This is a genomic window from Bradyrhizobium sp. SZCCHNS1050, assembly GCF_032484785.1.
Lineage (GTDB): Bacteria > Pseudomonadota > Alphaproteobacteria > Rhizobiales > Xanthobacteraceae > Bradyrhizobium.
The window spans coordinates 565,627-578,213 of record NZ_JAUETR010000002.1 but is presented as its reverse complement, the minus strand read 5'-3'; the positions used below and the strand labels follow the sequence as shown (position 1 = coordinate 578,213).

Sequence of the window (12,587 nt, the reverse complement as noted above, 5' to 3'; positions counted from 1 at the left end):
ATGAACTTTCAACCGCGTGGACTGAACGACCAGGCTCTCCAGGGCCCCTCGTCCTACCAGGCCGAGGTCGAGGCGGCGCGTGCGCTGCTCGAGACCAACCCGACCTGGAACGGCGTCACCGCCGAAGCCGTGGCGCGCATGCGCCTGCAGAACCGCTTCAGGACCGGCCTCGACGTCGCCCGCTACACCGCGGCCGTGATGCGCGCCGACATGGCCGCCTATGACAATGATAGCACCAAGTACACCCAGTCGCTGGGCTGCTGGCATGGCTTCATCGCGCAGCAGAAGCTGATCTCGATCAAGAAGCATTTCGGCAAGACCGACCGCCGCTACCTCTATCTCTCGGGCTGGATGATCGCGGCGCTGCGCTCCGAGTTCGGCCCGCTGCCGGACCAGTCGATGCACGAGAAGACCTCGGTGCCCGCGCTGATCGAGGAGCTCTACACCTTCCTGCGCCAAGCCGACTCGCGCGAGCTCAATGACCTGTTCCGCAGCCTCGACGCGGCCCGCAAGGCCGGCGACAAGGCGAAGGAGACCGAGATCATCGCCAAGATCGACGGCTTCCAGACCCACGTCGTCCCTGTGATCGCCGACATCGACGCCGGCTTCGGCAATGCCGAGGCGACGTATCTGCTCGCCAAGAAGATGATCGAGGCGGGCGCCTGCGCGCTGCAGATCGAGAACCAGGTCTCGGACGAGAAGCAGTGCGGCCATCAGGACGGCAAGGTCACCGTGCCGCATGACGTGTTCCTGGCCAAGATCCGCGCCTGCCGCCACGCCTTCCTGGAGCTCGGCGTCGAGGACGGCATCATCGTCACCCGCACCGACTCGCTCGGCGCCGGCCTGACCCAGCAGATCGCCTTCTCGAGCCAGCCCGGCGATCTCGGCGACCAGTACAACAGCTTCCTCGACTGCGAGGAGGTCACGCCCGAGAACGCCCGCAACGGTGACGTCATCATCAGCCGCGATGGCAAGATGCTGCGTCCGAAGCGGCTGCCCTCCAACCTCTACCAGTTCCGTCCCGGCACCGGTGAGGACCGTTGCGTGCTCGACTGCATCACCTCGCTGCAGAACGGCGCCGACCTGTTGTGGATCGAGACCGAGAAGCCGCATATCGAGCAGATCGCCAAGATGGTCGACCGCATCCGCAAGGTGATCCCGAACGCCAAGCTGGCCTACAACAACTCGCCGTCGTTCAACTGGACCCTCAACTTCCGTTGGCAGGTCTATGACGCGATGAAGGAGGCGGGCCAGGACGTCAGCAAGTACAACCGCGCCGAGCTGATGAAGGCGGAGTACGACGACACCCCGCTGGCGAAGGAAGCCGACGAGCGCATCCGCACCTTCCAGGCGGATTCGGCCAAGCGCGCCGGCATCTTCCACCACCTGATCACGCTGCCGACCTACCACACGGCCGCGCTCTCGACCGACAACCTCGCCCGCGAGTACTTCGGCGAGCAGGGCATGCTGGGCTACGTCAAGAACGTCCAGCGCGCCGAGATCCGCCAGGGCATCGCCTGCGTCAAGCACCAGAACATGGCCGGCTCCGACATCGGCGACGACCACAAGGAGTACTTTGCTGGCGAGAAGGCCCTGAAGGCCGGCGGCGCGCACAACACGATGAACCAGTTCGGCTGATCTCTGCCGGGTGAACTGCTGAACTGATGAGACCCGTCTGGAGCCAATGGCTTCAGGCGGGTCTCGCTTTTTGATGGTACGCCTAACGGCGGAGTGCGGTCGCGTACGCGGCTTAAGGTTTGTGGCGCACTCGCTCCACACCGTCATGGCCGGGCTTGTCCCGGCCATCCACGTCGATCGGCGTCCTTGGAACGCCATGGATGCCCGGGCCTTCGCCGCGCCGAAGCGGCTTCGGCCGCGCAGGCGGGACAAGCCCGGGCATGACGAGTAACAAATTGACCAACTCGTGTGGCTGAGGATTGTCTCGTCATCCGCGACCGCTTCGCCCCAGCGCGACCACCTCAGCGCTCGCTCAGCGCCAGCCGCGCGCCGAGCAGGGCGAAGCCGCCGGCGAACGCCCGGCGCAGCCACGCCATCACCTTGGGGCGGCTGACGACGCGATCGCGCACCGCTGAGGCGAACAGTCCGTAGACAACGAACACCGCGAACGTCATCGCCATGAACGTGGCCGACAGCTCGAGCATGGCGGCGAGCGGATGCACTTCGTCCGCGGCGATGAACTGCGGCAGGAAGGCGAGGAAGAAGATCGACAGCTTGGGATTGAGAATGTTGATCAAAAAGCCGGTCAGCACCACGCGCCCAGCCGAGCGCGCCGCGTCCTTCGCGTCATCCTTGGCCTCCACCGAGAGCGCGCCACGCTCACCGAGCGTCTGCCAGGCCATGTACAAGAGATACGCAACGCCACACCATTTCAGCGCGGCGAAGGCCAGCGCGCTGGTGTGCAGCACGGCGGCAAGCCCGACGATCGCGGCGAGCATCGCCGGGATGATGCCGAGCGTGCAGCCGAACGCCGCGGCGACGCTCATCCGCGACCCCTTCGTCAGCGCCACCGCGAGCGTGTAGAGCACGCCGGTGCCGGGCGAGGCCACCACGATCAGCGAGGTCAAGAGGAAGGCGTAGGACATCGGGGAAGCTCCTTGGGCGAGACGAGGCGCATCAGCCCGCAAGGCGCGGCAGCAGCCTCAGCGCGTCGCCGCGCTCGATCTCGTCGGGCTGCCGATCGCTGACCACGGGTGACGGCCACGATGTCAGGGCGCCCTCACCATTTCAACCGGCTCGGGCGCCCGATGCGGCCGCTGCATCGCCTCGAGGTGAGGACCGGCGGCGTCCGCCTCGCCGCAGCCGGCGAGCATGACCGCGCCGATCGTGAGCCGTGGGCTCGTGCCGCAATGCGAAGGCCAGGCGATGATGGCGGCGATGTTGCCGAGAAGGAGAACGGCGAGCAGGACGAGCGTGGCCCGCCGTCCTGTTGGCGTGGGTGACGACATCGGGACTTCCTCACGATACGGTTGACGCGATCGCGGCTGCACCGCGACGATCGCCATCGGTTCGATCGCGTGCGGCCACAGATGCGAACACACGCCGCGGACGCGGCGCTTTTGCGCAGGTCGGATGTCGCCATGTAAGATCTTGTTGCTGTTCGTGCGCGCACTCCCGGCAGCCGGTGATTGCAAGCCGCGTGCGTCCGCACCGCAGGGACGCAACGGGCGCCGGCGCTCAGTCCCGTCGTAGGACGATCGATCGGCATGATCATCTGAACCTCATCACGATGCAGGAGGGGGGGGCGGGGCAGGGGACGCGTTCGACCGTCATCGCGACGCCTTGCGCGCCCGAGCTGTGCCGGTCGTCTCGCCCTCCAGCAAACAGAGGGCGCGGGGAATGCCGGGCTGCTGGCCGCAACCCATGGCCCGCCTGCAGAAGAAAAAGCAGGCGGCAGTCACCACAGGTTCAGCCGGATCAACCGGCGGATTCAATTGGTCGTCGCAACACTCGATGAGGAGGTTGCGATGGGCATTCGAAAGAAACGGTCAACGCGGGGCAAGCTGGGATCATTGGGGCGCCCACCAGTTGCGGGGCGTGCGGAACAGCAGAAATTTTGGCGTGGGATTGCCGCTGGGTTGAACAGCGAGAATGCTGCGCTGGCTGCTGGATTATCGGATGCTGTCGGCCCCCGATTATTTCGAAAAGCGGGCGGCGTGGCACCGGCAATGTTCCGACCTTCAGCGAAGCCGCTCTCCGGACGGCACCTCTCTTTTTCTGAGCGCGAAGAGATTGCGCTGCTGAATGCGCAGCGCCATTCTGTACGAGAGATAGCGCGGCGTCTCAATCGATCTCCCTCGACCATCTCCCGTGAACTCGATCGCAATGCGGCCACGCACGGCGGCAAGATGGCCTATCGGGCGACGGCCGCCCAGTGGCATGCAGATCGATCGGCCCGGCGTCCTAAGCCGAGCAAGCTTGCAAGCAACGCCGCCTTGCGCGCTTATGTTGAAGAGCGGCTTGCAGGGTTTGTCGCACCTCCAGGCGGCGTTCGGCGGAAGGCCGGTCGTGCGGGCTCTAGCCAGGATCAGGGGTGGACGAAAGCGTGGAGTCCCGAGCAGATTGCCCGGCGCTTACCGATCGACTTCCCGGATGACGAGGCGATGCGCATCAGCCACGAAGCCATTTACCAGGCGCTTTTTGTTCAGGGCCGAGGAGCGCTGAAACGCGAGTTGTCGTCCTGTTTGCGAACGGGACGTGCGCTGCGCGTGCCCCGAGCGCGTACGCGGAAGCGCAGCAAAGGCTTCATATCGCCAGAGATCATGATCAGTGAGCGTCCGGCCGAAGTCGCGGATCGAGCTGTGCCGGGACATTGGGAAGGAGATCTGATCGTCGGCTCCGCCAGCTCGGCAATCGGCACGCTGGTCGAACGCAGCACGCGGTTTACAATGCTCCTGCACCTTCCACGGCTGCCGGGGTTTGACGATGGCCCACGTACGAAGGATGGGCCTGCGCTCTCCGGACACGGAGCTGAAGCGGTACGCGATGCGATCACGCGCACCATCGTCACCTTGCCCAAAGAACTCCGCCGCTCGCTAACCTGGGATCAGGGGACCGAAATGGCTCAACACAGTGACCTCAAGATCGATACAGACCTTCAGATCTACTTCTGCGATCCAAGAAGCCCCTGGCAACGTGGCACGAACGAGAACACGAATGGCCTGCTGCGGCAGTACTTCCCGAAAGGTACCGATCTGAGCGTCTACGATGCTGACGAGATCGCCGCCGTGGCCGCAGCGCTCAATTCCCGACCGAGAAAGACGCTAGGATGGAAAACTCCAGCAGAAGCGCTTGACGAGCTGCTGTCACGAATGAAAACACTTGGTGTTGCGACCACCGCTTGAGCCCGCCACCCGGCATTCCCCGCGCGATGGTCTTCACGCTTATACGCGATCTCCCCGGTGTCCGGCTTGATAGCCACCGTCGCCCGCGGGGGTCATCATCCCCCAGGACTTGGCGCCAGCTTCGGGGCGCCAGGACCACGCGATTTCACGTCCGCAAGGAGCCGTTCGTCCGCGTACATCAAGCACGCTGCGACCCACCTGCGGCCACCGCATCCCGCGCCCAACGTCCGTGACGATCGCGAAGCGCCCCTCTCGAGAAGCACGGGATGGGGACAGTCAATCATAAAATTCGGAAAAAGGGAAGGCAGATATTTGTGCTCTGACGACTGGACAGGGGTGATCGTGTTGAGCGGCCTGATGAAATGAGTTTGTCCGCGCATCCTCACGGCACATGTTGCTGGAAAGCGCAGCGCCGTCGCGCCATGATCCGGGAATGCCCACCGGTCACTGCAACCTGCGCGGGTGCCAAACGTGTCGCCCATTGATCGCGAGTAAGGTTGTGGCTGAGCAACCGCGTCATGTTGATGACCCTGAATTCCCGCCGCTGGCGATCGTCTGACACATCCAGCACCACCGACCTCATTGATGCTGGAGGTGACAGCGACTGTGTCCTGCCCGCAACGTAGTCGGTTTTTGATAGTTGCTCTATTCCCCCTGAGGTTGCGGCTATTGTTCCCCAGATCGGCCCCTGCTACCGCTAGTCAACAACAGTAGGGGTGCTGTGGGGGCTCAAATGGACTATTTGCGTTGGATGGCCACCTGGCTGGCCATCCTTGGAGGGGCGTGTCTTGGCGGGTGTGCTGCGCCGCTCGCAGTCAACAACGTGACCGACATCAGGTCGAGCACGGGCAGCCGAGGGATCGACGTCTACGAGCCGAAGCGCCGAACCGACGCAAGCGTGCCCGAGTTCGCGGGTGACCAGCTTTTGGAGGTGCGGACGTTTCACAATCCCGGCGGGGGAGGCGAGGTCGAGATGGCCGGAGCGTCCTGCTCACTGGAAGCCTCCGGCTTCAGCGCAACCATGACGAGCCCCGCCAAGGTGCGCGTGCCGCTCTATCGCGGACAGTCGAGCACGCTTGCCGTGACCTGCCAGAAGCCCGGCTATCAAAAGCGGATGATCACGGTCGCGCCCTTCGATTCGACGCGCCAGGCGCGTCTGGCCAGCGGCATGAACGGCGGGATCCTTGGTGCGGTGATCGTGGCCGGCATCGACGCCGCCGCCGACAACACGAAGAACGATTGGCGATATCCCGTCGCGAAGGTCGTGCTGGAGGCCGATCCCTCCGGCAGGTAAGGGACGGATCTTTCGTCATTGGCGGTTACGGTTGCAGTGACAGTGAATGAAACTGCCGCGCCAAGTAGCGAGGTCAATTCAGCGCACCGGAATTCTCGCTCAAGGCCGCCCGACCGGAGGCAGTCCCCGGGCCTGCCGCAAGCACTCGGTCTCGGACTGTCCGCGCCACCGGCAGTCGTCATACTTGATACTTGGCCGACAGGAGCGCGACCATCAGGACAGCGATCAGCACCATGCACGCCAATGCCTGACGATTGTCCGCCTTCATGGATGGCTCATGCCAGTCTAACCTGTCCCGGCGCGTCACGCTGGAAAACGTTGCGCCGTCGCGCCATGATCCGGCCGTGGCCGCATTTCATGCTGGCCGGCCGCTGCAACCTCGGCAGGCGCCATGCGTGGCGACGGCGCGTCGCCGGACGCTGAATCCTGGAGTGGACGACCATGAGAGCCCTCGCGCTGATCCCCCTGATCGCATGCCTCGCCGGCTGCGGGATGGTCGACGCCGTTCAAAACGGACTTGCCTACAGCCGGGCTGTCGAAGCCGACCTCCTCGCCGAAACCGGCGTGCGTCCCGCAGTCGGCTTCAACTGGAACAACGGCACGCTGACGTCGGTCATGGTGACCTTCCCCAAGCTCTACACCGCCAAGCCGCTGCCGGAGCTGTCGGAGAAGGTCCGGGCCGCGGTGATCAAGGAATTCAAGCAGAGCCCGAAGCAGCTGGTGCTTGGGTTTGCAGTGAGCGGGTGAAGGGCTAAGGCAGTGCGGCCGCGTTACCTGAGGTCGATGGAAGTTTAGTGCACTGTCACCGTAACCTCCTAGTCGGCGCGTAGCGCCACAGCCTAGCACGACAACGGATCGCTATTAGGACTAAACACAAACCGGCAGGTAAATTGCAGTCGAGAAGACCAACGATGAAAGCGCTCAGCGCAGATATGTGGTGAAGAAATCGACCGCAAGTCTGATCGTCTCGGCATGAACTGCCTCACGGTCGGCGCCATCGGGATCGCGGCACGTGCTCCGAAAGAATACGCTTCCGACCAGAGTGCACGTGTCCAGAAATACGAAGTGGCCGGCCTTCGGAAATATCTTCAGAGTCGAATGCGGGATCAACCTAGCGAATGTCTCGGCAGCGGCGGGTGTCGGGACAATTTCGTCGGCGCTTCCGGCGACAATCGCAACGGGAATCGAGATTTTCTCAAGGCTGTTCGGTGCGAAGATCGGGCCTGGCCCGGGCGCCATGGCGAAGGCCGCGCGGATGCGTTCGTCCCGATAGGACTTGCCGGCCTCGCTGTAGCGTTGCCGGAAATCGGGATCGACGCTCAGACGTGCTAGGGTCTCCCGGCGCATGACGGCAGCGGGCGGCGGCGGTTTGCATGACGCGTCGGCCGCAGGCGAGCGGCAAAACACCTGCAGCAGTTCCGGATTGCTGATGCCACCAGCGGCCGCGAGGACAGTGTAGCCACCGAGCGAATGACCGGCGGCACCGATGCGCGCGGGGTCGACTCGGCTGCCAAAGGTCTTGTCGACGAGCATCGCATCGATGACGGCGCTAACATCCACAGCTCGCAGCCACCACAATGACATACCCTCGACGGTATAGTCCTCGAGAGCGCTATTGCCGGGGTGATTGACTGCGACGACGATAAAGCCAGCCCCCGCGAGTGCTGTGCCGAGCCATGCGATTTGGAGCGCTGCGCCGCCGTTACCGTGGGACAGGACGACGAACGCACGCCGGGGTCCTGATGCCGGCTCCGCATCGGGCGCAGCGCTGCCGGCGCTGAAGAACGGGATGATGCGCGGCCCGATCCATTGCGGTCTCTCGGGCGCATCCGCTGCGGCCGGATACCATATCGTTGCGCGGAGCGCATGTGTCTGGGCGCCGCGCCAATCGTAAGGCTCAGCAGGAACAAAATCACGCTTGGTTACACCGACCCTAAAGACTGCTCCTTGTGCGCAAGCACCGTTTGGCGCTGCGAGAAGGGCCAGCAACAGGGCCAGAAATTTCATCAGCTGTCCGATCCTAGACGCGCAAAACATGTAGGCCGGCAACCCAATGACCACTGCGAAGTCGGCCAGCTCTTGATACCACGAGGCCCTTCAGCTTCGAAATACTATCGCGCCTGGCCTTACCTCCAAAGTGGACCTGATCGAGCTTTATGAGTACGCGCTCTTAACTAACTGGGTGAAGGCGACGGCTAATATTGTGCGCTGTCACCGTAATTCGTTTCGGTTTCTGGCGATTGAAGAGGCTTCTTTGGCCGAATATGAAGCTGCGGCTGTGGAATTGATTTCGGAACTGGTGGACGGGCGGATTCTTCGCCCTTATGCCTGCGACATTCGCAGCTCAGATAATACAACCAATCGAGGGTATGCTCAAAGTATTCGTACTGTTTTTGGAGCAGCTCGAGATTGGTTGGGTAGGGATTTACGATTAGTTCCCCTTCCAGTGAGTCTCGGCCGTCTCGATCCAGGTTAATAAAATACAAGTTATGTGCGTCCGGGTGCCATTGGCAATGGGCGTATTGATTGCGAACATTCTTGCAGAACCTTAGAGCGCCTAGCGCATTGCCCCATCGGCCACCCAAGGTTAGTTTGTCGAAGAACGGTCTCAGGATTGCATCCGCCACATCTAGTCTGGCGGCCTCGCCATTCACACGAAAGAAAATGCGCGCCGCGGTATCTGGCCCGCCGTCAATTGCGTAGCTCATGATTCCGGCAACTTCGAACTCGAATTCGCCGTAGGCCATTATCATTAGACCCACTAGCTCTCGTGCTTTAAGGTGGTTCGTGAAATTGATTAAGAGCCTCATATAACAATCTCGGTGATTGCGGTGACAGTGCACTTAATAATTCCGATGGGGTGGGTTACGGGAGACGCATGAAGCCGCTCCTGATCAACTTGATGACCCGATGAGTCCCTTGCGCTGCAAGTCGTCAAAAATGGCCGCGACGGAACTTGACGCGTTTGCGCCGTCGCCGACGAACAGGAGGCCGCCGGCGTTGACCTGACCGTTACCGACCCAGAGATTTCGTCCGGTGCTTGCCTCAAGAAGCCGCGCCGTGAACGTGGTCTGACGCTTGTAGCGGTAGGTCGGCGTCGCGGTGGCAACCACCATGCCTGATGACGTCCCATTCATGGATATGGTCGACGTGTTGCCGAAGGTGTTGACGGTACCGATCGAGCTCGATGTTCCGGTGTATTGGCCCGACAAGATCGTCCCGGCGTATTGTTGCTGCACACCGCTATCGCCCACGCTGATGACGAGGACGCCTTCAATCGCGTCACGCGCGAGTCCCTGTTGAACCTCGGCATTGGTGTAGGTCCGTGTCGGTGGGAACAGCATCAGCGCGTCGTCAGCGACGACGCCGCGTTTCCGCGCCTCCTCGGCGATGTTCGTTTGAATGCTCGTGACGAGCGGACCGGGTCCAGAGACGTAAGCGACCATGCGGCCGATCGGCTTCGCCGGCAATTGTCGGTCGGCATATCCCTGCATCGATGTCGTGATGCAGCCCGACAAGGAAATGGCAGCCAATGGAATCGCGACGACCGTTCCTACCCAATTCATCGAAACGCCCCGGCAATAAATCAAAGACTGCAACGCTCGATTGTGCCTTGGATTGGCCGAACAAGCCAGTCGGCATGTGGACAACCTTACGCCGTCGTCATCCCAAAAAACCGCTTCACGGTGGCGGTGCACAAAAATGGAGCTATGCGGCGCCACGTCCGACGCACAGCCCCTGACGCCGATGGTGGCTTGATGATCAGGCCTTGCCCTGTGGGAAGCGCGAGAATAGCGACGCCATGCTGAGAGGCCCAAGCGTCGAACGCACGCTTCTGGGCCTCGTAGCGGACGAAACCATAATCGTCGAGCAGAACCGGGGCGCCGGGCTGCAGCTTGCTCCAGAAGTGGTCGATGGCCGCGATCTCGGGCGTGACGTTGTTCATGTCGATCGACAGATAAGCGACGGCATTGATGTCGACGGTCGACAGGCTGGATGGGACACTGCCACGAATGATTTCGACGTTGTTGTATTCGGAGAAGTTGCGAACGGCATCCTCATAGATGTCGGTCTTGTACATCTCTCTGAAGTAGCCGAGGTTGCCGCTTGCGGCCTCCTCATCGGTGACGAGGCGCTCGTCGACCCCGGTAAACGTATCAAACAGAAAAAATCGACGTTGGAGGTTGTTCCAGTCGAGATAGTGCATGATCGAAGAGCTGAGCATGCCGCGACAGACGCCGTGACCTTGCCCCCAAGTTTTATCCAGGTCTGAGTTCGTTCGGGCGGTTGGATGTGCCCATCCGGGCGGTGGTAGCGGCGGGAGCTGGCGCGGAGCTCTCGGCATAGCGCAACGCCAGATCCCGACGCGGATTGCAGGTGGCGGCGAACTCGGATGGCGTCTTCCATCCGAGCTGGGAGTGCGGCCGAGCGTCGTTATAGTCGGCCTGCCAGCATCGGAGCGCAACGCGGGCCTGGGCGAGCGAGGTGAACAGCGTCTCGTTCAGCAGTTCATCCCGCAGGCGGCCGTTGAAGCTCTCGATGAAGGCGTTCTGCATGGGTTTGCCCGGCGCGATGTAGTGCCAGGCGATGCGGCTCTGATCGGCCCATGTCAGGATGGCATTGCTGGTGAGTTCGCTGCCGTTGTCGCTCACCACCATCTTGGGCTTGCCGCGCTCGGCGACCAGCCGGTCCAGCTCCCGAGCGACCCGGGCGCCCGAGAGCGAGGTGTCGGCCACCAGCGCCAGGCACTCGCGGGTGCAGTCGTCGACCACGGTCAGGACGCGGAAGCGCCGGCCGTCGGTCATCTGATCCGACACGAAGTCGAGCGACCAGCGATCATTCGAGAGCAGCGGCACCGTCATCGGTGCTCGTGTGCCGAGGGCCCGCTTGCGGCCACCTCTGCGGCGCACCGCGAGCCGTTCCTCACGATACAGCCGGAACAGCTTCTTGTGATTGACCAGGTAGCCCTCCCGCTTGAGCAGGACGTGCAAGCGACGATAGCCGAAGCGGCGGCGCTCATGGGCGATCGCCCTCATGCGCTGCCGCAGCCCGGCATCATCGGCCCGGCTCGTCTGATATCTGACCGTCATGCGGCAACATCCGATGGCTTTACACGCCCGCCGTTCGCTCAACCCGTGAACACCCACGAGATGTGCGACAGCTTTCCGCTTCGCAGCGGGCGTCACCACTTCTTTCCCAGCAGATCCTTCAGCGCTGCATTGTCCAGCATGGCCTCCGCCAGCAGCCGCTTGAGCCGCGTGTTCTCGTCCTCCAGCGTCTTCAGCCGCTTGGCCTCCGAGACGTCCATTCCGCCGAACTTGGCCTTCCACTTGTAAATGCTGGCGTCGCTCACGCCATGCTTGCGGCAGAGATCGGCGACCGGAACGCCGGCCTCGTGCTCCTTCAAAATCCCGATGATCTGCTCTTCCGTAAAGCGGCTGCGCTTCATGCTCTGGTCCTCGTTGGGCCAGAACGAACTTCAAACTGGATTAAGCTCCAGGGGCAAGGGCAGCCGCATTCGACGAAATCGCCGCCAAGGCTGACGCCGATGCTGGCGCACCAGAGCGCAACATGCGTCCGCCAGAAATAGCGAGGCTCATAGCCCTCGGCGGCGGCGCCACGTTCGTAGGCGGCGACAAAGCGGGGATCCCGCATGAAGTCATGGTTGTGCACGATCGCGGGATCGGTTCGCAATCCCGCGTAGTCGTATACGGGCGTGTAGAGCCGGGGGCCGGCAACGTCCGGAGTCGAGGGCTCGCTCGTGTTGGTACCGTCGTTCGCTCCGGCCAGCTGCAGCTTGAGCTTAATGAGCTCGGTCGACATCTCACGAAGCGCCAAACTCTCGCGCTGCAGGTTCTGGAGATAGCTGGCCGATACCGTCTCCGTCGGTTCGCTGGCTTGCGAATCCGTTCGGACTTGATCCTCACCTTCGTCGTCCTGCTCGCTTGCATATCCATTGCGGGCCGACGAGACCAGCTGATGGAGCGTCGATTGGCGAATGAGTTGGAAGCCGACGCCGTTGAGCAGCCGGTTGATCACGGCGCCATAGCTTGCAGACATGCTGGCTCCACTGGCGCGAACGCCTTGCCAAAAAGGCCTTACCGGAATTCGATAAAAATGACTTGCGATACCTTTGGTTGTCGACCTTAGCACCCTGCTTGCGCAGACTGCAATTCCGGCAGACGTGGAGGTGCCGACATGATCGAGCTGACGCGCGGTGATCGGGCAGCTTCTTCGTGACATCGCCTTGGTGGAAGAGATCATGGAGACGTCCCGCCAGCTTCGCACGAGCATCGTAGCCAAGGAAATGACTGAGGATGTAAAGCCGCGTGAGGATCGAGCGCGTTCGACTCATCGAGTATGAAATCGAGGTTCCGATCGAGACCCATCCAGCCCGCCGCTTACGGGCGATCGAGGCCACGCATCGTCTT

The 12,587-nt window shown here is 62.4% G+C and carries 12 protein-coding genes; 4 read left to right on the top strand and 8 right to left on the bottom strand.

Features of this window, described 5'->3' with window-relative positions:
- Positions 1-1,638: an isocitrate lyase gene (locus QX094_RS26980; RefSeq protein WP_315712041.1), complete on the top strand. Its 1,638-nt coding sequence runs from the start codon at positions 1-3 to the stop codon at positions 1,636-1,638.
- A 341-nt stretch (positions 1,639-1,979) separates the two neighbouring features.
- Here the strand turns inward: QX094_RS26980 and QX094_RS26975 are convergent, their stop codons facing one another.
- Entirely contained in the window at positions 1,980-2,603 is a 624-nt protein-coding gene (locus tag QX094_RS26975) for a LysE family translocator (protein WP_315712040.1), read from the bottom strand.
- 123 nt (positions 2,604-2,726) lie between these two features.
- Positions 2,727-3,023 (bottom strand): hypothetical protein, encoded by a 297-nt coding sequence (locus tag QX094_RS26970; RefSeq protein WP_315712039.1) that lies wholly within the window; start codon positions 3,021-3,023, stop codon positions 2,727-2,729.
- Positions 3,024-3,485: 462 nt separating this feature from the next.
- Here QX094_RS26970 and QX094_RS26965 point away from each other — a divergent pair, with 462 nt between their 5' ends.
- From QX094_RS26965 to QX094_RS26955, 3 genes are all read left to right on the top strand, one after another.
- Complete coding sequence (locus QX094_RS26965; protein ID WP_315715219.1) at positions 3,486-4,862, top strand: IS30 family transposase; 1,377 nt, start codon at positions 3,486-3,488, stop codon at positions 4,860-4,862.
- Between the two features lie 733 nt (positions 4,863-5,595).
- A complete protein-coding gene (locus tag QX094_RS26960) occupies positions 5,596-6,156 on the top strand; it encodes a hypothetical protein (RefSeq protein ID WP_315712036.1) in 561 nt (186 codons plus the stop codon).
- Between the two features lie 441 nt (positions 6,157-6,597).
- On the top strand, positions 6,598-6,903 hold the full coding sequence (locus QX094_RS26955) for a hypothetical protein (RefSeq protein WP_315712035.1): 306 nt from the start codon (positions 6,598-6,600) through the stop codon (positions 6,901-6,903).
- Between the two features lie 174 nt (positions 6,904-7,077).
- Here QX094_RS26955 and QX094_RS26950 read toward each other — a convergent pair whose 3' ends face one another.
- From QX094_RS26950 to QX094_RS26925, 6 genes are all read right to left on the bottom strand, one after another.
- Complete coding sequence (locus QX094_RS26950; RefSeq protein ID WP_315729330.1) at positions 7,078-8,163, bottom strand: alpha/beta hydrolase family protein; 1,086 nt, start codon at positions 8,161-8,163, stop codon at positions 7,078-7,080.
- A 188-nt stretch (positions 8,164-8,351) separates the two neighbouring features.
- Positions 8,352-8,903, bottom strand: a complete 552-nt coding sequence (locus QX094_RS26945) for a hypothetical protein (RefSeq protein WP_315712033.1) — start codon at positions 8,901-8,903, stop codon at positions 8,352-8,354.
- 147 nt (positions 8,904-9,050) lie between these two features.
- Positions 9,051-9,722: a hypothetical protein gene (locus QX094_RS26940; protein ID WP_315712032.1), complete on the bottom strand. Its 672-nt coding sequence runs from the start codon at positions 9,720-9,722 to the stop codon at positions 9,051-9,053.
- An 86-nt stretch (positions 9,723-9,808) separates the two neighbouring features.
- Positions 9,809-10,501 (bottom strand): TylF/MycF/NovP-related O-methyltransferase, encoded by a 693-nt coding sequence (locus QX094_RS26935; RefSeq protein ID WP_316188366.1) that lies wholly within the window; start codon positions 10,499-10,501, stop codon positions 9,809-9,811.
- A protein-coding gene (locus tag QX094_RS26930; protein WP_315826682.1) for an IS3 family transposase occupies positions 10,416-11,605 on the bottom strand; the annotation gives its coding sequence in 2 pieces (ribosomal slippage) (positions 10,416-11,356 and positions 11,356-11,605; 1,191 coding nt in all). Before QX094_RS26930 ends, QX094_RS26935 begins: the two co-directional genes overlap by 86 nt.
- Positions 11,602-12,420, bottom strand: a complete 819-nt coding sequence (locus tag QX094_RS26925; protein ID WP_316188364.1) for a hypothetical protein — start codon at positions 12,418-12,420, stop codon at positions 11,602-11,604. Before QX094_RS26925 ends, QX094_RS26930 begins: the two co-directional genes overlap by 4 nt.
- Positions 12,421-12,587: the final 167 nt, after the last annotated feature.

Coding starts and splice junctions, on each gene's coding strand:
- QX094_RS26980 (WP_315712041.1), top strand. CDS start 1: ATGAACTTTCAACCGCGTGGACTGAACGACCAGGCTCTCCAGGGCCCC.
- QX094_RS26975 (WP_315712040.1), bottom strand. CDS start 2,603: ATGTCCTACGCCTTCCTCTTGACCTCGCTGATCGTGGTGGCCTCGCCC.
- QX094_RS26970 (WP_315712039.1), bottom strand. CDS start 3,023: ATGGCGATCGTCGCGGTGCAGCCGCGATCGCGTCAACCGTATCGTGAG.
- QX094_RS26965 (WP_315715219.1), top strand. CDS start 3,486: ATGGGCATTCGAAAGAAACGGTCAACGCGGGGCAAGCTGGGATCATTG.
- QX094_RS26960 (WP_315712036.1), top strand. CDS start 5,596: ATGGACTATTTGCGTTGGATGGCCACCTGGCTGGCCATCCTTGGAGGG.
- QX094_RS26955 (WP_315712035.1), top strand. CDS start 6,598: ATGAGAGCCCTCGCGCTGATCCCCCTGATCGCATGCCTCGCCGGCTGC.
- QX094_RS26950 (WP_315729330.1), bottom strand. CDS start 8,163: ATGAAATTTCTGGCCCTGTTGCTGGCCCTTCTCGCAGCGCCAAACGGT.
- QX094_RS26945 (WP_315712033.1), bottom strand. CDS start 8,903: ATGGCCTACGGCGAATTCGAGTTCGAAGTTGCCGGAATCATGAGCTAC.
- QX094_RS26940 (WP_315712032.1), bottom strand. CDS start 9,722: ATGAATTGGGTAGGAACGGTCGTCGCGATTCCATTGGCTGCCATTTCC.
- QX094_RS26935 (WP_316188366.1), bottom strand. CDS start 10,501: ATGCCGAGAGCTCCGCGCCAGCTCCCGCCGCTACCACCGCCCGGATGG.
- QX094_RS26925 (WP_316188364.1), bottom strand. CDS start 12,420: ATGATCTCTTCCACCAAGGCGATGTCACGAAGAAGCTGCCCGATCACC.